Source organism: Terrabacter sp. BE26, assembly GCF_041941675.1.
In the GTDB taxonomy this organism is placed as follows: domain Bacteria; phylum Actinomycetota; class Actinomycetes; order Actinomycetales; family Dermatophilaceae; genus Terrabacter.
The window spans coordinates 2329340-2349582 of sequence record NZ_CP090122.1 but is presented as its reverse complement, the minus strand read 5'-3'; the positions used below and the strand labels follow the sequence as shown (position 1 = coordinate 2349582).

The 20243-nt window shown below is 71.2% G+C and carries 20 protein-coding genes, 2 tRNA genes, 1 pseudogene and 1 riboswitch; of the genes and pseudogenes, 7 read left to right on the top strand and 16 right to left on the bottom strand.

What is annotated here, in order from left to right; translation table 11 throughout:
- Positions 1–70: 70 nt before the first annotated feature.
- Positions 71–607, bottom strand: coding sequence for a DinB family protein (locus LQK93_RS10855; RefSeq protein ID WP_374967810.1), 537 nt, complete (start codon positions 605–607; stop codon positions 71–73).
- Positions 608–838: 231 nt separating this feature from the next.
- On the opposite strand from LQK93_RS10855, the gene LQK93_RS10850 reads away from it, so the two are divergent.
- Positions 839–1564, top strand: a complete 726-nt coding sequence (locus LQK93_RS10850) for a hypothetical protein (RefSeq protein ID WP_374967809.1) — start codon at positions 839–841, stop codon at positions 1562–1564.
- Between the two features lie 109 nt (positions 1565–1673).
- Here the strand turns inward: LQK93_RS10850 and rpmG are convergent, their stop codons facing one another.
- The 7 genes from rpmG to dcd all read right to left on the bottom strand — a co-directional run bounded on the left by rpmG (position 1674) and on the right by dcd (position 7050).
- Positions 1674–1841, bottom strand: a complete 168-nt coding sequence (gene rpmG / locus LQK93_RS10845; RefSeq protein WP_374967808.1) for a 50S ribosomal protein L33 — start codon at positions 1839–1841, stop codon at positions 1674–1676.
- Positions 1842–2067: 226 nt separating this feature from the next.
- Positions 2068–2997: an ABC transporter substrate-binding protein gene (locus tag LQK93_RS10840; RefSeq protein ID WP_374967807.1), complete on the bottom strand. Its 930-nt coding sequence runs from the start codon at positions 2995–2997 to the stop codon at positions 2068–2070.
- Positions 2994–3848 (bottom strand): ABC transporter permease, encoded by an 855-nt coding sequence (locus tag LQK93_RS10835; protein WP_374967806.1) that lies wholly within the window; start codon positions 3846–3848, stop codon positions 2994–2996. Before LQK93_RS10835 ends, LQK93_RS10840 begins: the two co-directional genes overlap by 4 nt.
- Positions 3845–4486 (bottom strand): ABC transporter permease, encoded by a 642-nt coding sequence (locus tag LQK93_RS10830; protein ID WP_374967805.1) that lies wholly within the window; start codon positions 4484–4486, stop codon positions 3845–3847. The genes LQK93_RS10835 and LQK93_RS10830 overlap by 4 nt, the downstream gene beginning before the upstream one ends.
- Entirely contained in the window at positions 4483–5595 is a 1113-nt protein-coding gene (locus LQK93_RS10825; RefSeq protein ID WP_374967804.1) for an ABC transporter ATP-binding protein, read from the bottom strand. Before LQK93_RS10825 ends, LQK93_RS10830 begins: the two co-directional genes overlap by 4 nt.
- A 106-nt stretch (positions 5596–5701) precedes the next feature.
- Complete coding sequence (locus LQK93_RS10820) at positions 5702–6475, bottom strand: alpha/beta hydrolase (protein WP_374967803.1); 774 nt, start codon at positions 6473–6475, stop codon at positions 5702–5704.
- Positions 6472–7050 (bottom strand): dCTP deaminase, encoded by a 579-nt coding sequence (gene dcd / locus LQK93_RS10815; RefSeq protein ID WP_374967802.1) that lies wholly within the window; start codon positions 7048–7050, stop codon positions 6472–6474. The genes LQK93_RS10820 and dcd overlap by 4 nt, the downstream gene beginning before the upstream one ends.
- An 82-nt stretch (positions 7051–7132) precedes the next feature.
- Here dcd and LQK93_RS10810 point away from each other — a divergent pair, with 82 nt between their 5' ends.
- Positions 7133–8764 (top strand): AAA family ATPase, encoded by a 1632-nt coding sequence (locus LQK93_RS10810; protein ID WP_374967801.1) that lies wholly within the window; start codon positions 7133–7135, stop codon positions 8762–8764.
- Between the two features lie 91 nt (positions 8765–8855).
- Here the strand turns inward: LQK93_RS10810 and LQK93_RS10805 are convergent, their stop codons facing one another.
- Positions 8856–9722: an SMP-30/gluconolactonase/LRE family protein gene (locus LQK93_RS10805; RefSeq protein ID WP_374967800.1), complete on the bottom strand. Its 867-nt coding sequence runs from the start codon at positions 9720–9722 to the stop codon at positions 8856–8858.
- Positions 9722–10153, bottom strand: coding sequence for a hypothetical protein (locus tag LQK93_RS10800; protein ID WP_374967799.1), 432 nt, complete (start codon positions 10151–10153; stop codon positions 9722–9724). The genes LQK93_RS10805 and LQK93_RS10800 overlap by 1 nt, the downstream gene beginning before the upstream one ends.
- 122 nt (positions 10154–10275) lie before the next feature.
- Here LQK93_RS10800 and LQK93_RS10795 point away from each other — a divergent pair.
- A tRNA-Gly gene (locus tag LQK93_RS10795) sits at positions 10276–10349 on the top strand.
- Between the two features lie 259 nt (positions 10350–10608).
- Here LQK93_RS10795 and LQK93_RS10790 read toward each other — a convergent pair.
- A complete protein-coding gene (locus LQK93_RS10790; protein WP_374967798.1) occupies positions 10609–10968 on the bottom strand; it encodes an isochorismatase family protein in 360 nt (119 codons plus the stop codon).
- 78 nt (positions 10969–11046) lie between these two features.
- A complete protein-coding gene (locus LQK93_RS10785; RefSeq protein WP_374967797.1) occupies positions 11047–11640 on the bottom strand; it encodes a C40 family peptidase in 594 nt (197 codons plus the stop codon).
- A 5-nt stretch (positions 11641–11645) separates the two neighbouring features.
- Positions 11646–11820: riboswitch (cyclic di-AMP (ydaO/yuaA leader) on the bottom strand.
- A 111-nt stretch (positions 11821–11931) separates the two neighbouring features.
- On the opposite strand from LQK93_RS10785, the pseudogene LQK93_RS10780 reads away from it, so the two are divergent.
- From LQK93_RS10780 to LQK93_RS10770, 3 genes and pseudogenes are all read left to right on the top strand, one after another.
- Positions 11932–12699 (top strand): annotated as a pseudogene (locus LQK93_RS10780) (FBP domain-containing protein).
- A gap of 68 nt (positions 12700–12767) precedes the next feature.
- Positions 12768–12841 (top strand) — tRNA-Gly (locus LQK93_RS10775).
- Between the two features lie 251 nt (positions 12842–13092).
- Entirely contained in the window at positions 13093–14955 is a 1863-nt protein-coding gene (locus LQK93_RS10770; protein WP_374967796.1) for an acyl-CoA dehydrogenase, read from the top strand.
- A gap of 128 nt (positions 14956–15083) precedes the next feature.
- On the opposite strand, the gene LQK93_RS10765 is transcribed toward LQK93_RS10770, so the two are convergent.
- From LQK93_RS10765 to LQK93_RS10750, 4 genes are read right to left on the bottom strand one after another with little or no spacing between them, the layout of a single operon-like run.
- On the bottom strand, positions 15084–16184 hold the full coding sequence (locus LQK93_RS10765) for an FtsX-like permease family protein (protein ID WP_374967795.1): 1101 nt from the start codon (positions 16182–16184) through the stop codon (positions 15084–15086).
- On the bottom strand, positions 16177–16806 hold the full coding sequence (locus tag LQK93_RS10760; protein ID WP_374967794.1) for an ABC transporter ATP-binding protein: 630 nt from the start codon (positions 16804–16806) through the stop codon (positions 16177–16179). The genes LQK93_RS10765 and LQK93_RS10760 overlap by 8 nt, the downstream gene beginning before the upstream one ends.
- On the bottom strand, positions 16803–18170 hold the full coding sequence (locus LQK93_RS10755; protein ID WP_374967793.1) for a hypothetical protein: 1368 nt from the start codon (positions 18168–18170) through the stop codon (positions 16803–16805). Before LQK93_RS10755 ends, LQK93_RS10760 begins: the two co-directional genes overlap by 4 nt.
- Entirely contained in the window at positions 18167–18622 is a 456-nt protein-coding gene (locus tag LQK93_RS10750) for a hypothetical protein (protein WP_374967792.1), read from the bottom strand. The genes LQK93_RS10755 and LQK93_RS10750 overlap by 4 nt, the downstream gene beginning before the upstream one ends.
- Positions 18623–19239: 617 nt before the next feature.
- On the opposite strand from LQK93_RS10750, the gene LQK93_RS10745 reads away from it, so the two are divergent.
- Positions 19240–20208 (top strand): helix-turn-helix domain-containing protein, encoded by a 969-nt coding sequence (locus LQK93_RS10745; RefSeq protein WP_374967791.1) that lies wholly within the window; start codon positions 19240–19242, stop codon positions 20206–20208.
- Positions 20209–20243: the final 35 nt, after the last annotated feature.

Below are 20243 nucleotides of genomic sequence, written 5' to 3'. Positions count from 1 at the left end.
GCATACCCGGACTCCCCGCGTATGCCGTGGACTCGCCCGCGTGTGCGACGCGGCTGGGCGCGGCGGCCCGTCAGCTGTCGTGACTGTCGCCGAGAGTGAGCTGCCGGCGATGGTGCCGATAGTGCTGGGTGGCGTAGTGCAGCACGTCCTGGATCGTCATGAAGTTCCGGAAGTAGGGGTCCCAGCCGACCGGGAAGTGCATGCCGCGGGCCAGCTGCTGCTCACTCGACCGCTCCACGGTGCCGATCAGGCTCCTGGTGACACGGTCCATGGCGCGTTCCATCCCCGGGTGCCCGAGCACCGCCGCCCCGGCCAGCGAGCCGAGGTAGTTGACGACGTGGAAGGGTCGCGTCGCGGCGTCCAGCCCTGCCGCGAAGCCTCGGGACCAACGGTCCGGCAGGCGGGCGAAGACCCTGACCAGCCAGAGCAGGTTCCGCACGAGCAGGTAGCCGAAGAGCATGTGGAACAGCAGCTGCTCGTTGGTCCACCGGGTGCCGTTGCTGCGCTGCCGCAGCTCCCACGGCGAGGCCCCGTCCAGCAGTCGGTGGAAGTCGTCGCGGGCATCCCTCATCTCCGCGGCGATCGCGGCGGGGGTCCGGGCTGCCATGCAGACACTCTCCCCCCGTTGAGACAGCCGCGAGCGCCTCTCCCCCTCAGGAAGTCGCGGCGGCAAAACGGCGCGTCCGGGGCGGATCGTGCGTCGGCGCCTGACTGGACCGGGAAGCGGCGGGTACGCGGAGGCTGGCGGTTCGACGAAGGGGTGGTCAAGTCGCCGATGGAGGCGCACCATGAAGAGACCCCGCCCGCTGGATCCAGAGCTGAAGTCCGAGGAGCGACGATGTCACGACGAGCCCCCTTCGTTCCCGACGGCGTGCCGGTGCTGTCCCGCGGCCGTCACCGCAGCCCGCGCAAGGGCGCGTGCTTCATGGAGATGGCCTCCTTCCTCGCCGGCGAGCGATGGAGCGACCACCCGGCATGCACCCATCCGGTCCTTGCCACGGTCGCGCGGTGCGTCAACGACATGCTCGACGACACGCAGCGCCAGCGGCTGCTGACGATGATCCCCGAGGTCGTCGGCCTCAACCCCGAAGACCCACGCGCCACGACCGCGCTGCTGCTGACCGCAGCCCGCGCGGCACTGCCCGTCGCCGCGCAGGAGCGGCAGAACGTCATGGCCCTCGCGATCCTCAACGCCGAGCGGGTGCTCGCCGAGCAGGACGGCCGCTCGCCCGGTCAGCTCTCCAAGGCCTCGCGGGCCGCCCTCGCCACGGCTCCTGCCGCTGAGCGCTGGGCGCGGGTCCACCTGGCACGCATGGGGTTCAACCCGGCCGCCGTCCGGCCGTCCAACGCGGCCAAGGTCGCCGCCCTGGCCGTCGACGGCATCGCCCGGGCCTGCATCGACGAGCCGGAGGAGCGCCTTGTCAAGCTGCTGCGCGACGCGATCGACGTCGTGGCGGCCTTCTCGCCGCTCGTGCCCGACCCGGTCACCGTCTCCTGGCCGGTGAGCGACCCCGAAGTCCGCGAGCTGACGCCCACCCGCAGGTCACGCGCCTCGGTGGGGTGAGCTCGAGCAGGCAGGCGCGCCGACCCGATGCGGCACGCCGGCCACGGTATGCCAGTGGCCACGTCCCGACGGGACGTGGCCACTGGCATACGCGCGATGCCGGCCGAGCTCAGCGGGTCTCGCGGAAGTCCACGTGCTCGCGGGCGACCGGGTCGAACTTGCGCAGGACGAGGCGGTCGGGGTTCGTGCGACGGTTCTTGCGCGTCACATAGCTGTAGCCGGTGCCCGCCGTCGAGCGCAGGGTGACGACAGGACGCAGCTCGTTGTGCTTGGCCAATGGGGGCTCCTCAGGTTCTCGAGGTCACGAGTTCTCGCGACTGCAATGAGAACCATTCTCGACAGTGTTACATTCCCCTCATAGCCGAGTCAGCCCGGCTGGTGCCCGCCGCTCGACGGAAGCGGGACCCACGACGACGCGGTCGGCGCACGGCAGAGGCCCCCGCATCCGACGCGGGGGCCTCTGCACGTGCTGGTCTGCGCTCGAGGAGACGCTCAGCGGCGGCTCAGGAGAGGCCGGAGCTGGCCAGCCAGGCCTTGGCGACCGCGCTCGCGTCCTTCTTGTCGACGACGACCTGCTTGACCATGTCGGCGAGCGACTTGGTGTCGAGCTTGGCCGAGACGGCGTTGAGGACCGGCTTGAGGCTGTCGGCCTTCTCGGAGCGCACGAGCGGCACGACGTTGTCGGAGCCGAAGAGGCTCTTCGGGTCCTCGAGCACGACGAAGCCGTTGGCCGCGATCGACGGGTCGGTGCTGAAGATGTTGGCGGCCTTGACCTGGCCGTTCTTCAACGCCTCCACCGTGGCCTGGCTCTGCAGCGGGCGGAACTCCTTGGGCACGATGTTGTAGACCGACTTCAGGCCGACGAGGCCCTGCTGTCGGGTCTTGAACTCCGGCGGGGCACCGATGGTGAGGTCGGCCTGGTGCGGGGCGAGGTCGGGGATCGCCTTCAGCGACCACTGGCCGGCGGTGTCCTTGGTGACGACGAGGGAGTTCTTGTCCTCGGCGGCGGACTTGTCGAGCACGGTCAGGCCCTGCGGCAGCTTCTTCTGCAGCTCCGCGTAGACCTCGTCCGGCTTGGTGACGCTGGCGTTCTTGTCGTAGAAGTTGAGCAGGGAGCCGGTGTACTCGGGAAGAACGTCGACCTCGCCACCGCTGATGGCCTTGAGGTAGGTCTCCCTGCTGCCGATGTTGAACTGCCGGGCCACCTTCATGCCCTTGGCCTCGAGCGCCTGGGCGTAGATCTCGCCGAGCAGCGCGGACTCGGGGAAGTCGGCCGAGCCGACCTTGACGGCGCCGGCGGCGGCAGAGCCGCCGGTGGAACCGCCCGCCGGCTGCGACGAGGTGTCGAGCGGGTTGCCGCCGCCACCACAGGCGGCCAGCGGCACGACGGCGGCGAGCAGGAGGCCCGCGGCGAGGAAGCGCGTGCGTGTCATGTTCGGTCCCTTTCGGAGGAGGTCCCCGTGGCGGCGGTCGCCTCCGCGGGTCCGGTGCGGTCCGAGCCCCGGAGCGCGGCCAGCCGCGAGTCGGGGTCGAGACGGTCGGCGCCGGTGGTGTCGGGATGGGGGCTGGGAACGGAAGTGGCGCGTGAACGGGCAACACGCGCGGTACGCCCGGAGATTCCCGGCGAGACGGCATACCTCTCCAGCAGGGCGAGGACGCCGTCGGCGGCGAGGGCCAGGAGCGCCACCAGGATCGAGCCGCACACCATCTGGGTGTAGTCCTGCGACGCCAGTCCGTCGATGAGGTAGCGGCCGAGGCCTCCGAGGCTCACGGAGGCCGCGATGGTCGCGGTGGCGATGACCTGAAGGGTCGCGCTGCGCAGGCCGCTGAGGAAGAGCGGCAGCGCGCACGGCGCCTCCACCCTGCTGAGGACCTGCCAGTCCGTCATGCCCATGCCGCGGGCCGCGTCACGAGCGGCGGGGTCGACGCTCTCGATGCCGGCGTAGGTGCCCGACAGCAGCGGCGGGATGGCCAGCAGGACCAGGACGGTGATGCTCGGGATCACGAAGGCGAGATCGCTCTGGATGAGCGGGCCCACGAACATCGAGACCGCGAAGAGCAGGCCGAGGGTGGGCACGGCGCGGGCGGCGTTGGCGCCGGTGACGAGCCAGCGCATCCGGCCGGTGTGGCCCACGAAGGCACCGAGGGGGACCGCGACGACGAGCGCGAACAGCAGCGTCAGCCCGGTGTAGACGAGGTGCTCGCGCACCCGGTTGGGCACACCGTCGGTGCCCTGCCAGTTGGCCGGGTCGGTGAACCAGGCCCAGACCTGTGCGGACGTCATGCAGGCACCGCCCTCGTCCAGGGGGTCAGCATCCGCGAGACGAGCTGGATCACCAGGTCGAAGACGAGGGCGAGGAGCAGGCACGCGACGATGCCGACCCACACCTCGGTCGGGAACGAGCGGGCGTAGCCGTCGGTGAGGAAGTAGCCGAGCTGCGAGATGCCGATGAGCGAGGCGACGGAGACGATGCTGACGTTGCTCACGGCCGCGACGCGAAGACCCGCTGCGATGACCGGGACGGCCAGGGGCAGGTCGACGGCACGGAAGCGGGCGAAGGAGCCGTAGCCCATCGCGATCGCCGCCTGCCGGGTGGACGGGTCGACCGAGCCGAGCCCGTCCGCCACGGTGCGGGTCAGCAGGGCCACCGTGTAGATCGACATCGCGACGACGACGTTGACCGGGTCGAGGATCTTGGTGCCGAGCAGGGGCGGCAGCAGGATGAACAGTGCGAGCGACGGGATCGTGTAGAGCAGCCCCGTCGTGGTCAGCAGGGCCGCGCGCAGCCGGGGCCGGCGTGCCGCGAGCCAGCCGAGCGGGATGGCCACGACGAGGCCGATCAGGAGGGGGAGCCCGGCCAGCCACGCGTGCTGGACGGCGCGCGTGGCGATGTCGTCGAGGTGGTCGAGGGCCCAGGTCACCGGGCTGTCGCCTCTTCGGCTGCGGCCGCTTCGCGGCGTGCCTCGATGGCGGGCAGGACCTCGGAGGCCCGGATGGTCCCGACGAACCGGCCCTCGTCGTCGGCCACGACACCGCGTCCACTCGGTGAGGACAGGGCCGCGTCGAGCAGCTCGCGCAGCGAGCCCGACAGGGAAGCGACGGTGCCGCCGCGGTGGAGCAGGGTGCGCGTCACCTCGGACTCGACCGCCGCGGCGCGGACCCAGCCGAGGGGCTCGTCCGCCTCGCCGACGCACATGACCCACGGCATACCGAGGGCACGCACCTGCTCGGCGCTCGCGCCGAGGCGCACCGTTGGCTCCTGGGTGAGCGGCAGCTCGGGCGCCGCCGCGAAGGACAGGGCGCGGTAGCCCCGGTCACGTCCGACGAACTCTGCGACGAAGTCGTCGACTGGGTCAGCGAGCAGCTTCGCCGGCGGATCCAGCTGCGCAAGAACGCCGCCCACCCGCAGGACCGCCACCTGGTCGCCGAGCTTGATGGCCTCGTCGATGTCGTGGGTCACGAAGAGGATGGTCTTGCCGAGCTCGGACTGCAGACGCAGGAACTCGTTCTGGAGCTGCTCGCGGGTGACAGGGTCGACCGCCGAGAAGGGCTCGTCCATGAGCATCACCGGCGGGTCGGCCGCGAGCGCCCGGGCCACGCCGACGCGCTGCTGCTGGCCGCCGGAGAGCTGGGCGGGGTAGCGGGACGCCAGGGCCGGGTCGAGCCCGACGCGCTCGATGAGCTCCAGGGCGCGTGCCTGCGCTGCCTTCTTGTCGGTGCCGAGCAGGCGCGGCACGGTCGTGACGTTGTCGAGGACGGTGCGGTGCGGGAAGAGCCCGGCGGCCTGGATGACGTAGCCGATGCCGCGGCGCAGCTCCGCGACGTCGAGGGAGGCGTTGTCGCGGCCGTCGATCAGGATCCTCCCGGAGGTCGGGGTGATCATGCGGTTGACCATGCGCAGCGTCGTGGTCTTGCCGCAGCCGGACGGGCCGACGAGGACGGTGATCTTGCCCGTGGGGGCCTCGAGGGTCAGGTGGTCGACCGCCAGTGCCCCGCCGTATCGCTTGGTCACACCCTCGAAGCGGATCATGGTGCCCAACGTACCCGTCGGTGCCGACGCGTCCCCGGTGCTCGTCGAAGGTCTGGCAGTAGGTCACGTGAGGGGGCACCCGACGGCAGCTCGCCGAGGCGTCGCCTCACACCTCGAGCGTGACCCCGCCCGAGTGCACGACGTTGGCGACGACGGCACCGACGGGGCCCGAGGGAGGCTCCCCCGTGCCGCCGAGCTCGCGGGCGAACGTGGCGGCGACGACCTCGGCGACGAGCGCGGTCCAGAGCCGCGACCGCACGAGCATGGCGTGGTCGGCCCGCGCCACCCGAACCAGGGAGGCGTCGAGACCCTCGGCCTGCATCTGCTCCACGGATGCTCGGGTGCGGGCGAGGGAGCAGATGACGTCGCGGTCCCCGTGGATCAGGACGGTGCGCGTGCCCGCCCCCGGATGCGGGTCACCGGGCTCGACCCACGGCGCGAGCCCGACGACGAGCCGGACCGCCGGGTCGTCGCCGACGAAGAGGGCGACACGGCCGCCCATCGAGTGCCCGATGAGCGCGACCGGCACACCCGGGTATGCCGTGCGTACCTGGTCGAGCGCCCACCGGGCATCCTCGACGGGCATCGCGTTCTCGTTCCAGCCGCGGACCCGGAACCGCAACCGGGCGACGGCGATCGGCCCGGGCACCCGCTTGAGGGCACGGGCGAAGGGGACGAGCCGGGCGACGGCGTGCGACCAGGGGCGGTTGACCTCCAGGCCGTCGACCGCACCGCCGTGCATCACGAGCGCGACGACGGTCGCACCCTCGGGGCGTGCGTCCCACGTCAGGACCGGCAGCGGCAGGTCACCTGGCCCGGTCGTCTCCCCTGGGGTCCCCTGGTAGGCCTCCTCGCGGGTCGGGGCCGACTGGGCGCTCACACCCGGGTGCGGTGGAAGTTCGCGAACGAGCGGCTCGCGGTCGGACCACGCTGACCCTGGTAGTGGGAGCCGTAGGTCCCTGAGCCGTAGGGGTTCTCGGCCGGCGAGCTGAGCCGGAAGAAGCAGAGCTGGCCGATCTTCATGCCGGGGTAGAGCATGATCGGCAGGGTCGCGACGTTGGACAGCTCGAGGGTGACGTGGCCGGAGAAGCCGGGGTCGACGAAGCCGGCGGTCGCGTGGGTCAGCAGGCCGAGGCGCCCGAGCGAGCTCTTCCCCTCGACACGCGCGGCCAGGTCGTCCGGGAGCGTGACGGTCTCGAGGGTGGAGCCGAGCACGAACTCCCCCGGGTGCAGCACGAAGCCGTCCTCCTCCGGGCCCACCTCGACGAGCCGTGTCAGGTCGGGCTGCTCCGCCGCCGGGTCGATGTAGGGGTACTTGTGGTTGTCGAAGAGCCGGAAGAACTTGTCCAGCCGGACGTCGACGCTCGAGGGCTGGACCATCTGCGGGTCCCACGGGTCGAGCACGACGCGCTCGGCAGCGATCTCGGCCCGGATGTCCTTGTCGGAGAGCAGCACGGGACGAGGCTATAACGGGTGGTCGGGCAGCGCCGTGCGCGCTTGCCCTCCGGGCGCGGCCACGGCGCCCTATCGTCGGTTCATGGATCCCACGACCGATGGCTCGACCGATGGCTCGACCGATGGTTCGACCGATGGTTCGACCGATGGGTCGACGGATGGCTCGACGGGCAGCTTGACCGGCGATGTCACGGAGGCCACGGGGAACGCCGGCACCGACGCCTTTCTGCTCGACTTCCAGAGGCTCGTGCGGCGTCTCCTCGAGGACCTGCCGAGCCGCGAAGGCGGCGCCCCCTCACTGGTCGAAGCCCTGGCGCGACACCTCGGCACGGACCCGCAGCAGCTCGCCGTCGTCGGCTTCCCGGTGCCCGCGCACCGGCTCGTCGATGCCGACATCGCCCTGACGGAGGTCTCCTCCGCGGATCCGGACGCTGCCGTCGTCGGGATCGCAGGCGACGCTCGCCACCACATGACCCTCGGCGACCTCGTCCAGGGCCCGCCCGGTTTTGCCATGGCCCTCGGGCAGGTCGACTACGACCGGATGGCCACGGGCCCGGGACCCGATGACCGACGTCAGGTGGTCAGCTCCGGGATCCGCCTCTTCCACTTCGACGGGGCACCCGTCGCAGTGCGCCAGCAGGGCGCCAACGCGCAGTACGGCCGCGAGGCCGGCATGGTCGAGGTACTCGCGGCCGACCGCGACCTCGCCGACGCGCTCATCGCCATGGTCCAGGAGCTGATGGACGCGCGCAGTGTGCTGCGCGGCCAGGTCGTGACCTTCGGGGCAGATCCCTACGGGCGAGGGATGGCGGGGATCACCTTCCTCGAACGGCCGCGCGTCTCGGCCGACGCCGTCGTGCTGCCCGAGGGCGTGCTCGAGCGCATCGCCCACCACGTCATCGGCATCCGGGAGCACCGTGAGCGACTGCTGCACCACGGACAGCACCTGAAGCGGGGCGTCCTGCTCTACGGGCCGCCGGGCACGGGCAAGACCCACACCGTGCGTCACCTGCTCTCGGCAACGCCCGGGACGACGGCCGTGCTGCTGAGTGGTGGCGCGCTCATGCACATCCACGCCGCCGCCAAGGTGGCGCGCGCCCACCAGCCGGCGATCGTCGTGCTGGAGGACTGCGACCTGGTGGCCGAGGACCGGTCGATCGGCATGGGCACCTCGCCGCTGCTCTTCGAGGTGCTCGATGCCCTCGACGGCCTCGACGCCGATGCCGACGTGGCGTTCCTGCTCACCACCAACCGCGTCGAGGACCTCGAGGTCGCCCTCTCCCAACGGCCCGGCCGGGTGGACCTCGCAGCCGAGATCCCGCTGCCCGACCTCCGAGGCCGCGTCGAGCTGTTCCGGCTCTACGGCGGCCACCTCTTCAGCGAGCAGGCCATGGCGACGGCCGCCGAGAAGGCCGAGGGCACCACGGCCTCCTTCGCGAAGGAGCTGGTGCGCCGGGCCGTGCTCACGGCTGCGCTCGCGGGTGAACCGCCGAGCGACGGCCATCTCGGTGCGGCACTCGACGAGCTGCTCTCGGACGCGCAACGCCTGACCCGCAGCCTGCTCGGAGTCCGCCTGGGCGACGAGGGGGCCGGGGGGTCGGGGCCGGACACCGGCATTCCGCCGGGCGCGCCGCTCACCCGCCCAGCTCGGGCCGGGCGAGCGGGCGGCTGGTTCGCGTACGCACCGATGTCGGGGGACACGTACCGCGGTTGAGGCCACGGGACGGCATACGTGCTCGGTCGGCGGCGCGGTCGCCACGGCAGGGCTGCGTCAGGCGCAGCTGCGGCGTGTGGAGAGGGCGGCGTCAGCCGGCGAAGGCGCGCACCGGCTGACCCGGCACGGCGACGCGCACCCGGAAGAGCGCGCCGGCCTGCGGCTCGGGGTCGTCGAGGTTCTCGCGCGAGGTGGTGACGTAGAGGTCGCGCAGGTCGTCGCCGCCGAAGGTACACGCGGTGACGAGACGCACCGGGAGCAGCACCTCTGCCAGCACCTCCCCCTGCGGCGAGTAGCAGCGGACGCGGCCCGCCCCGTTGAGCGCGACCCAGACGTTGCCGGCACTGTCGACGGTCAGTCCGTCGGGTGCACCGGTGGCGTGGTCGACGAAGGGACGCCGGTTGGTGAGCTCGCCGTCGACGACGTCGAAGACGTCGGTGCGGCCGGTCGGAGTGTCGTCGTAGTAGGCGAGGCGATGGTCCGGCGACAGGTCGATGCCGTTGGAGATCGTCACGTCGGGCAGCACGACCGTGACGGCGCCGTCCGCGTCGACGCGGTAGAGCGAGGCACTCCCGGGCACCCTGTCGTAGCCCATCGTCCCCGCCCAGAGCCGCCCCAAGCTGTCGACGCCGCCCTCGTTCATCCGGACGGAGGGGTCGTCCCAGAGGTCGAACCACGGGGTGGGTATGCCGTCCGCCTCGTCCGCGCGCGCCAGGCCCCGCTCGGTCGCGACGACCCAGCCGCCGTTCGTCCGGGGCCGCAGGAAGGCGGCGACGTCGCCGACGTGCAGGCGCTCGACCGACCCGTCGGCGTGCAGGGACAGGACGTCGCCGGCCAGCATGTCGACCCAGCGCAGGCCGCCCCATGAGGGCGACCACACGGGTCCCTCGCCGTGGTAGCAGAGTGCGTCGGTGACCTGCTCGAGGTCCCCGGTCACGACGCCGCGCCGTTGGCCCATCAGTCCCACCACACCCCGACGTAGTGGTGGCCGTCGGGCACGGTCGGGGCATCGACGAGCCAGTCCGCACTCGCTGCCGGGCCGCCGCTCGGCTCGGTGTCAGCGGCGGCCGTGAGCACGTCGACCTCTGTCGGCTGGAGGGTGGTGATCACGGCCACCCCACTGGCATAAGGCCATTCGTCGTCGGGGAACTCCACGAACTCCAGCACGTCGAGCTCGACGCGCACGTCGTGGACATCAGGGTGATCGCGCAGGTCGAAGAGCACCCGGCGCACCCCCTCGAGCGGCAGGTCGTCCGGGCGGTTCGGTGCGATGCACCACTCGCAGTCGTTGCCCTCGAAGAACTGCTCCAGGGTCACGGCGACCTGCGCCTTCGCTCCCCCGCGCTCGCGGACGTGCTCGACGAAAGCGATCTGCTTGACGAGATCCATTGCGGTGGGGGCCCCTGGGGTCGCGGTCAGTGCACTGTCACGGCGCCGGTTGGGTGTCGGCTACACTGACGCCGCGTGCCGCCGTGCGCGTCCCCCTTGCGGGGATCCTGCCGGCGACCCGTGCGAGCGTAGCTCAATGGTAGAGCGCCAGCTTCCCAAGCTGGATACGCGGGTTCGATTCCCGTCGCTCGCTCCATCCATCCACACCGAAGCCGCAGGCCCCAGGGGCCTGCGGCTTCGTCGTTTCGGCCCTTCCCGCGCGGCCACGAACAGGACCGGGCGCGACGGCGACGGGGCGCGGGAGGATGATGCCAAGGTGAACCATCAGACGAGCGCGGCCATCGCAAGACTCGGCCTCCAGGCCCGGGTGTCGTTGGCCCCAGCCGCGAACCATCCGATCGGGGTGAGGACGGGCTTCTTCCTGATCGTCGCCATCTTCCTGGTGGTCCTGGGCCTCACGATGGCGGTCGGGCACCTGCGCGAGGAACGCAGGCGACGCCGGGCTGAGGCCGACATCCAGGGGAGCCACCGGAACGCTCGCCCACCCACTCACTGACCGGCGGGCTCGGGTGCTCGCCCCTCCGAGCCGCGCCCTTCCCAGAAGCCACGGGGGCCGGCTGGGGCAGGGCAGCGAGCAGCTCGGCGGTGGTCGTCACCTCGCCGATCCGCGGGAAGACGTGGGCCACGGAGTGGTCGTGTGCTGCAGCGCTGCGGTCGGTCATCGCATCGCTCACGAGGACGACGTTGAAGCCGAGCTCATGGGCGCAGCGTGCGGTGGACTCGACGCCGGCGGTCGTGGCGACGCTGGTGAGCACCCGCCCGGGTACCGCGGGGGTGGGCTCCCCGGCACCCGGCGCGCACACGTCACGCCCGGGGCGCACGCGTCGGCGACGTCAGCGGACGCGGCCGGCAACCCAGGCGGACGTCCAGAGGCGGGAGAGCTGGACGCGCTGGCCCGGTCGCGGGGCATGCCAGACCCGGCCGTAGCCGGCGTAGACGCCGACGTGGTAGGCCCATCCCCGCGACATGAAGAAGACCAGGTCACCGGGTCGCATGTACCCCTTGGAGATCCTGACGGTCGCGAGGCGCTGGGCGTTGGCGGTTCGCGGCAGATAGCGGTGCAACCGGGCGTGGAAGACGTAGTAGACGAGGCCCGAGCAGTCGAAGTACGTCGGACCGGCGCCGCCCCAGCGGTACCACTTGCCGGCCTGGGCCGAGGTCAGCCAGAGGCCGCGGACTCGCAGCGGGACGGTCGAGACCGGTTCGGCGTCGAGCGCCACGCCGGCTGCGCGAGCGGCCACCGCCGGGGCCGCGGTGCGGGCGCCCGGGGGCGACCCCGCCGGGGCGGCCGTGCCGGCGGTGCCAGCCGTGCCGGACACAGGTGCGCCGCCCAGTCCGAGGAGCAGGGCGGCGGCCAGCAGGGGTGTCAGTGCGAGCGAGCGGAGGTGTCGGGGACTGCGTGGGCATGCAGGGGTAGTGGTGGGCATGGTCGGGTTCCTTCCCACGCCTTCGAGATGAGCTGTCGGGTTCGGGCGGAGGTGTCCCGGCCGCGCATGGCGGCTTCACCCCGAGGACCGGTCGTGGCCGGCCCGGTGGTGGGTCTCCCGATCCTGTCCGTGTGCTGCACGGCTGCCCCGACGGCGGACAGGACTCGGCGTACCGCGGGCCGACCGGGGAAGACCCCGGGCGATGTGCTCCGACGACCGTCGCAGCCGATACCACGAAACGCCAGCATTCAGAGGAAGATTCGCCGATATTCACAGCACAAGTCAGGGCATATGCGGCCATCCCTCCCGCGCACCCACCCCCGCGACGGCATGCACCAGGGGGTCGGGCACGACGAAAAGGGATGGACCCGGACCACCGGGACCCCGCACGATGAACGGCGCCGCGCACGGTCGTGGCGCGTCGTCAGCAAGATGGCCCTGGCGACAGGGCGGAGAGGGTGGTGGCCGGCATGGCCCGCAGAGCGGCACGCGTCGAGCCCCGAACCCACCCGGGCTGACCGGCGATCCGGTCATGCCCACCTACCGACGAGGAGCACGACCGTGAAACCCCTGACAGAGCAGGAGATCCGCGCATCCTTCATCAACGCGAGCCGGCGCGAGGCGAAGCAGGCCAGCCTGCCGCCCGAGCTCGATCGGCCCGCTGAGCGGTGGGAGTCTCTCGACTTCCTCGGCTGGACCGATCGCAGCAGCCCGCAACGCGCGTATGCCGTCGTGCCCGTCGACGACGAGCCCGTCGGCATCCTCCTGCGGGCCTCCGAGCGCACGCGCAAGGCGAGCGCCATGTGCGCCTGGCGCTAGGACGTCATGGCGACCGCCGACGTCGCGCTCTTCACGGCCAGGCGCGGCGGCGCGGCGGGCCGTGAGGGCAACAGCCTCGGCACGCTCGTGCACACGGACTTCAGCTGCTCGACCCACGTGCGGCGGCTGCCGAGCAGCCTCGAGGGTGGCCTCGACCCGGTCGCCCTCGTCGCGCGCCGGGTCGGGGAGCTGCGGGCGCGCGCGTCGGCCTTCGCCCGGCGTGTGCGGGACGGGTCGTAGGCGCGTCCCGCGGGTGGGCGGGTCCGTTTGGCCCTCGGCCCGGCTGTTGCTACGGTAGGCGACGCCTCGCAGGCGTAGTTCAGTAGCAGAACAGCCTTCTTCCAGAAGGAAGACGTACGTGCAATTCGTGCCGCCTGCTCCAGACGAAGGGCCCGGTCACCAGGACCGGGCCCTTCTGCTTGCGCCCACCCAGCGCGACGAACAGCTTGCGTATGCCGTTCCGCCGAGCCCACGGCATACCTCCTCGGCGGGTCGTGCCGGACACGGCACGGCTGCCCCCTTGCGCTCGTTACCGGCCGGTAGCATCATGAAGGTGACCGGCCAGTAACTTCGCGCGCCCGCCGGCGACGGCGCGGACGCACGACGAGCGACAGAACGCGGAGGGTCCCCCCGATGGGCCACTACAAGAGCAACGTGCGCGACCTCGAGTTCAACCTCTTCGAGGTCTTCAACCGCCAGGAGGTCCTGGGGCAGGGCATCTACGCCGACGTCGACGTCGACGCCGCGAAGGACATCCTGCGAGAGGTCTCGCGCCTGGCGGAGAACGAGCTGGCCGACAGCCTCCTCGACAGCGACCGCAACCCACCGGTCTACGACCCGGTCAGCCAGACGGTGACGATGCCCGAGTCGTTCAAGAGGTCCTTCAAAGCCTACGTCGACGGCGACTGGGGCAACCTCGACGTGCCGGCGGAGCTCGGCGGCATGGTCGTGCCCGCATCGCTGCGCTGGTCGGTCGCCGAGATGGTCTGCGGCGCCAACCCGGCCGTCCACATGTTCACGGCGAGCTACTCCTTCGCCAACCTGCTCTGGCACCTCGGCACCGACGACCAGAAGAAGCTGGCCAAGCTCATCGTCGACAACGCCTGGCACACCACGATGGTCCTGACCGAGCCCGACGCCGGCTCCGACGTCGGCGCCGGCCGCACCAAGGCCGTCCAGCAGCCCGACGGCACGTGGCACATCACCGGCGTCAAGCGCTTCATCACCTCCGCCGAGTCCGACCTCGTCGACAACGTCGTGCACTTCGTGCTCGCCCGCCCCGAGGGCGCCGGCCCCGGCACCAAGGGCCTCTCGCTCTTCATCGTCCCGAAGTTCCACGTCGACCTCGAGACCGGCGAGCTCGGCGAGCGCAACGGCGCCCACGTCACCAACGTCGAGCACAAGATGGGCCTCAAGGTCTCCACGACCTGCGAGGTCACCTTCGGCGAGCACGAGCCGGCCGTCGGCACCCTCCTCGGTGACGTCCATGACGGCATCGCGCAGATGTTCAAGGTCATCGAGAACGCGCGGATGTTCGTCGGCACCAAGGCGATTGCCACGCTGTCGACCGGCTACCTCAACGCGCTCGAGTACGCCAAGGAGCGCGTCCAGGGCGCCGACCTCACGCAGATGACCGACAAGAGCGCCCCTCGCGTCACGATCACCCACCACCCCGACGTGCGGCGCTCGCTCATGCTGCAGAAGGCGTACGCCGAGGGCCTGCGCGCGCTCGTCATCTACGCCGCGAGCCAGCAGGACGCCGTCGGCCAGGCGCAGGCGGGCAACCCGGCGGCGCCGCTCGAGAAGGGCTCACCGGCCGAGCTCGCCAACCGGGTCAGCGACCTGCTGCTCCCGCTCGTCAAGGGCCTCGGCTCCGAGCGCGCGTGGGTCCTGCTCGGGACGGAGTCGCTGCAGACGTACGGCGGCTCGGGCTTCCTGCAGGACTACCCGATCGAGCAGTACGTCCGCGACGCCAAGATCGACACGCTCTACGAGGGCACCACCGCGATCCAGGGCCTCGACTTCTTCTTCCGCAAGATCGTCCGCGACAAGGGCCAGGCCCTGCAGATGGTCGCCGGGCAGATGCAGGAGTTCGCCAAGGACCTCGGCGGCTCGCTCGACCGGGAGCGCGAGCTGCTCGGCAGGGCGCTCGAGGACGTCCAGGGCATCGTCGGCCACATGATCGGCGACCTCATGAAGAGCGACCCGCGCCTGGGCGGCAAGCCGGAGAACCTCTACAAGATCGGCCAGAACACGACGCGCCTGCTCCTCGCCGCCGGTGATCTCGTCGTCGGCTGGCTGCTGCTGCGCCAGGCCGAGGTCGCCCAGAAGGCCCTCGACGGCGGCGCCTCGGGCAAGGACGCCGACTTCTACCGCGGCAAGGTCGCGGCGGCGTCGTTCTACGCCAAGAACGTCCTGCCGCGCCTGACCGCCGAGCGCGCCATCGCCGAGGCCACCGACAACGACCTCATGGACGTGCCCGAGTCGGCCTTCTGATCTGCTCTGACTTGCTCTGACCACTGATCCCGGCACCACGCCGGACCTCGCGAGCTCCTGACGGTCGCGACCGGCAGGAGCTCGCTGCTGCTCGAAGCGTCACCGGAGCGGAAGCCGCGGGGGCGGCGTCATTCCCCGCGGCGCCGGAGCAGGGAAGCGACGTCGGGACGCAGAACCCTGACGACCGGAAGTGCGGTCAGCAGCACGAGCGCGAGGAGGAAACCGCCACAGGCGACGGCAAGGGTCCACGGTGAGGGGGCGGCCACGGCGATGCCGGCCGCGGGGTCGACGAGACCGGAGGGCCCGCCCGCTCGGACGAGCCACCAGGCGAGCAGCGTGCCGAGGCCGAGGCCGATCGGCGCCGCGATGATCGCGAGGATCGCCTGCTCGACGCCGACCATGCCGACGACGGTGCGCCGGGACCTTCCCCACACACGCAGGGTGACGAACTCACCCAGCCGGGAGCGCACGCTCCAGCGGGCGACCGACGCGACGACGAAGAGCGACACCACGGCGATGAGCAGGGCGACGAGCCCGAGGATGCCGGTGCTCTGCGAGGAGTCCATGGCCTGGGCCGCCGCGGACGAGAGCGACTGCGCGACATAGTTTTTCGGCAGTTGCCCCGACCGCGTCGTCACCACGACCTGGCTGGCAGAGTCACGGTGCGGCAGCCGGCAGGTGGTGAGCATGGTCGCGCCGTTCACGAGAGGGTAGCTGTGGTCGATGATGCCGACCACGAGCGGCTCCAGGCCTCCCCCGGCGGCCTGTCCACCCTCGCCGAGGCCGACCCTGACCGAGGTGCCCAGCCTCGCCCCGGCGACGTCCCGGGTGACGGCGGCCTCGCATTGCCCTGCCCGGGGCGCTCGCCCCTGGACGATGGGCACGTCCAAGACCGGCACGTAGGTACGCAGCTGGACGACGTCGTCACCGGCCGGTCCCTCGACCGTGTCGACGGGAGTCACCGACGTGACGCCGGGGACCTTGGCCAGTGCGTCGATCTCGGCCGGGCCCATCGGCTCCGACGCGCCGGCGAGACCCTCGACCAGGAAGGTCGACCGCCAGCTGGGGTCGTCGTACTGCGCCCGGATGTTCGCGCGGACGTCGTGCAACGGCACGAGGAGCGCCACGAGAGCCGCCATGAGACTCGCGACGATGACGACAGTCGTCAGGGACGCGACTCGGCGGCCGGTGACGTTGGCCCAGGCGTTGCCGAGGGTCTGCTCACGCATCGGAGCCTCCCAGGCGGACGCGCACGGTGGCCCACTCGGCCCACGCCGGATCGTGGCTCGACACCACGACGGCTGCGCCCGTCTGCGACGCATCGAGAAATGCCGCCATCACCGCGTCGCGGGCCGCCTCGTCGAGGCTCGAGGTGGGCTCGTCCGCGACGATGACAGCCGCGCCCTTCGCCAGCGCCCCGGCGGTGACGACCCGCTGCCGCTCGCCACCGGACAACGAGCGCGGCTGCCGACCCTCGACCTCCACGCCCCAGGCCGAGAGCCGTCCCACGGCGTCGGGGCAACGGTCTTCGCCCGCCATCGTCGCCAGGTTGCGTCGGACCGACCAGTGCTCGACGAGCTGGGCATCCTGCAGGACGAAGCCGACGTGCTCGCGACGGACCAGGTCCGCCTCACGAGCGCTGCCCACGACCCGTCCTCCGATCGAGACGGTGCCGCTGAATGCCCGGGTCAGCGCGCCGACGACGTACAGGAGGGACGTCTTGCCCACCCCCGACTGACCGCTGATCCAGACGCGCGAGCCGGGATCCACGTCCAGGTCGATCGGGCGTCGCCGGGTGTCGCCGTGGGCAGCGCTGACACCCCGCAGCGCGACGGCTGGGGCTGTGGTCATTGTGGTCCCTGTCTGGTCGTGAACTCTTGGTAGAGATCTGCGAGGAGAGACGCGCGGATGTCGCACGTGCCTCGAGTTGATATCAGCCAGGCAGCACCCCCACAACCGGAGACGAGCTCCGGCGGGTCGGTGTTCTCACCGGCAGCGCTGAGCGCGGTCGCGCCCAGCTGGTTGAGAACCGGCGCGTCGCGGTCGGCCGCCTCCTTCGTGAGCGACTCGATCCGCTTCACGTCCGCGCTGGTCAGCGTCACGGACCTGCCGGTCAGCACGCGCTGCGTGATGGCCCACGAGGCCAACGCCGTGGCGCTGCCGCGGGCGCCCTGCTGCGTGAAGGCCATCGACACCAGCGAGAGGTCACCGGAGTCTCGGGCCGCCATGGCGATGAAGGGGTTGTAGGGCCCGTCAGGGTCTGCGATCCGCAGTGGCCCCCCACGGGCGGGCGGCCGCCGGCCGTGCAGCAACGCAAGCCCGGCGCGAGCGAGCATCACGCGATCCGGCGCACCGCCCGTGTCCTCGCCGCGGACGGCGGTCTCCAGCTTCGCCGTGTCCAGACCCTGTCGATCCGGTCCGGCCAGGTGGAGCAGTGCCCACGTGGTGAGCAACGTGCCCTGCGCCGGAGTCTCGTCGAAGTAGATGCCTTGCACCTGGCTCTCGTCGAGCGCGGCCTCGATCTTCTCGCGCAATGGCGCTGCATCGATCCCCGACTCGCGCGCGATGACCGCTGCGGCCCAGAGCCCGTCACTGTCGAGCGTGCCGCCGTCGGGTCCGGACAGGACGGCGTCCAGCTGCTCCCGCGTCACGGCCTTGCCGCAGACGGCGGTCTGGAACAGCTCTGCGAGCGTCTTGCCCGTCCCGGGGCAGGCGGTGAACCGGGCTTCCGGAAAGGCGCGGTCCACGTCGGCGAGCCGGCTCGACCGGGTGACATGGAAGAAGGCCCGCACCGACCTGACCGTCGGGGCACAGGTGACGTCGGACGAGGCGGTGCGGCAGAGGTCACTCAGTCCGTCGATCGCGTGGCGAACCCCCTCGGAGTCCTCTCGGTACGCCGCCCAGCGCATCTGGAGACTGGTGCGTTCGACGGGCTCGGCATCGGCCGCCAGGCCCTCGACCATCACCGCCGCCGGCGCGTGCTTCGCCGGCACCCCGAGCAGGCGGGCTGCCCACAGGCGGTCGAGCGTCACCTGGAGCGAAGGTCGGTGGACCGTGGCGACGGGATCGGCCAGCAGGCCGTTGGCCCCCACGTACTGCGTCAGGGCCGAGGGCTTGCCGCCCCCGCCCACCTGCAGTGTGCAGGAGGCGGTGACGGCAAGCACCACGAGAAGCGGCACGACCCGGAAGGCCGTGCCTGAAAGGCGAAGACTCACCAAAGCCCGATCTTGGCGCACTTCGCGCTCACCGAGCCGTAGCCGGCAGGGCCGTTACCTGTGAGGCAGGCCTCGGTGGTGATGCCCACTGCGGTCCATGACGGCCGAGCCTCCCCGCTCAGCTCGACGAGGTTGGACACGTACTTGGTCCAGCGCACCTGGCCGATGCTCGTCTGGTTGCCCGTGATGGTCGCGCTGGGCTGGTCTTTGGAGATGGTGACCGACGCCGAGAGGCCGTTGGCGTAGATCTTCGTGGTGTTGGTGATGCTGTCCATGATCCTGCCACCGTTGTTGCGAAGCTGGACCTTCGTGTACCAGCTGCACGACGTGAGGTAGGTGTTGCACTCGTACGCCGAAACGTACAGCTGGCCGTACGGCACGTTCCAGTAGTTGTCCGACGTTGCCGCCTGGGCCGAGCCGCCCGTCCCCACGAGCAGGGCAGTCGTTGCCACCGCTCCCCCGAGAACCACTCCGAGTCTCTTGACTCCAAACATGTGAAATCCCCTGTCGTCCAAGCCCTTTCGGGGGCTAGATATGTATAGGCACGTCCCCGGGGTGGCGACGCAAGGCGAACGTATGGGTCCCCAGGAGGCCGCTTCAACGCTCCGGAACGTCCACCTCGGGCCATGTCCGGTTGCTGCCACGGCAGCGACGAGGCGCGTCCGCCTCCTGACTCAGGCAGGCCGGACGGCGATGGGCCACCACAGGACGAGGTCCGGCCATGACCAGAGCAGGAGGCGGGGGCGCTTCCGGCCGGCTGCTCCCGGGAGCCGACGCGCCAGGAGCGCGGGAGATCCAGTGGGTACGGGTGTGTTGGCGGGCTGAACAGGCATGGTCGATCTCCCTGTAGAGAGGCGGCGACGGACGGCGTGCCCGTCGGGTCGAGCGTGGACGGAACGCGGGGACGTCGCATGCACAAACGCGGGCACAAAAAGGACGTGGCCGGTTTCGGCCACGTCAGTGCCCACCTTCCCTTCCGGACCTGTGCGACGGGGGCGTCGTGGGGCTATTCTCGGGCCCGCGAACAGGATCAGTCAGGGGAAGGATCCGCATGCTCGAGATGTTCGGGGTGCCCGCCACGACGGAGGCCGTGTACAGGGTCATGCTCGACAAGCCGACGGCCGATCTGGACGAGCTGGCGGCCCACGTCGGGTTGTCCGCGGAGGCTGCCCGCGCCGAGCTCACGGTTCTCGCGGAGCTCATGCTGGTCAGTGTCGGCCCGGAAGGCTGTCCTTTCTTCGCCATTCCGCCCGAGCAGGCCCTCGAGGTGCTGCTCGCCGCGGAGGAGGCGCGGATCTCCGAGTGCCAGCGCAGGGTGGGCAGGGCCAGAGAGGATCTTGGCGAGCTCGTCGATGCGTTCGTCGCCAGCCGGAGCCTGCGCGACTCGGCCGGGTTCGTCGAGCAGATCGACGACCCTTCCGTCGTCACGTCCCGACTGTTCCAGCTCGCTCGTTCGGGGACGCGCAAGGTCTCCTTCATGCTTCCCGGTGACGCCGTGCCCGCCGAGGCGATCGGGCCCTCGGCGCGGCTCGACAACGAGCTGCTGAGTCGGGGTATCCCGTTACGGGCGATCGTGTCGGACACGTCCCTGGAGTCTCGGCACTGGCGCGACCACCTCACCGGTCAGGCCGGCCGCGGGGTGCAGGTCCGTTCCCACCCGGCACCGCCACAACGCCTCGTCATCGTCGACGAGAGCGTTGCGATCGTGTCACGCGCTCATGCCCCCGGCGCGCTCGTCATGAAGGACCCCGACCTCGTCGCGCCGATCACTGCCCTGTTCGACGCGGTGTGGCACGCATCCGCCCCGGTCCTCGCCGAACGGACCCCGGCGGCGGAGGGCGAGGAGTTCAGTGATGCCCGGGTGCGTCAGGTGGTCGCGCTGCTTGCGCAAGGACAGAAGGACGAAGCCATCGCTCGCCGTCTGCAGGTCTCCGTTCGTACCGTCCGCCGTCTGGTGTCAGCGTCCTTGACCACTCTGCATGCGGAGAGCCGCTTCGAAGCGGGGGTCATCGCGGTACGCCGCGGCTGGGTCTCGTGAAGGAGCGCGGGAGCGGTCACCGGCCGGCCGACGCC

Bases quoted from the DNA above. Each gene is read 5' to 3' on its own strand.
- LQK93_RS10855 (WP_374967810.1), bottom strand. From the start codon at position 607: ATGGCAGCCCGGACCCCCGCCGCGATCGCCGCGGAGATGAGGGATGCC.
- LQK93_RS10850 (WP_374967809.1), top strand. From the start codon at position 839: ATGTCACGACGAGCCCCCTTCGTTCCCGACGGCGTGCCGGTGCTGTCC.
- LQK93_RS10840 (WP_374967807.1), bottom strand. From the start codon at position 2,997: ATGACACGCACGCGCTTCCTCGCCGCGGGCCTCCTGCTCGCCGCCGTC.
- LQK93_RS10835 (WP_374967806.1), bottom strand. From the start codon at position 3,848: ATGACGTCCGCACAGGTCTGGGCCTGGTTCACCGACCCGGCCAACTGG.
- LQK93_RS10825 (WP_374967804.1), bottom strand. From the start codon at position 5,595: ATGATCCGCTTCGAGGGTGTGACCAAGCGATACGGCGGGGCACTGGCG.
- LQK93_RS10810 (WP_374967801.1), top strand. From the start codon at position 7,133: ATGGATCCCACGACCGATGGCTCGACCGATGGCTCGACCGATGGTTCG.
- LQK93_RS10805 (WP_374967800.1), bottom strand. From the start codon at position 9,722: ATGGGCCAACGGCGCGGCGTCGTGACCGGGGACCTCGAGCAGGTCACC.
- LQK93_RS10800 (WP_374967799.1), bottom strand. From the start codon at position 10,153: ATGGATCTCGTCAAGCAGATCGCTTTCGTCGAGCACGTCCGCGAGCGC.
- LQK93_RS10785 (WP_374967797.1), bottom strand. From the start codon at position 11,640: ATGCCCACCACTACCCCTGCATGCCCACGCAGTCCCCGACACCTCCGC.
- LQK93_RS10770 (WP_374967796.1), top strand. From the start codon at position 13,093: ATGGGCCACTACAAGAGCAACGTGCGCGACCTCGAGTTCAACCTCTTC.
- LQK93_RS10765 (WP_374967795.1), bottom strand. From the start codon at position 16,184: ATGCGTGAGCAGACCCTCGGCAACGCCTGGGCCAACGTCACCGGCCGC.
- LQK93_RS10760 (WP_374967794.1), bottom strand. From the start codon at position 16,806: ATGACCACAGCCCCAGCCGTCGCGCTGCGGGGTGTCAGCGCTGCCCAC.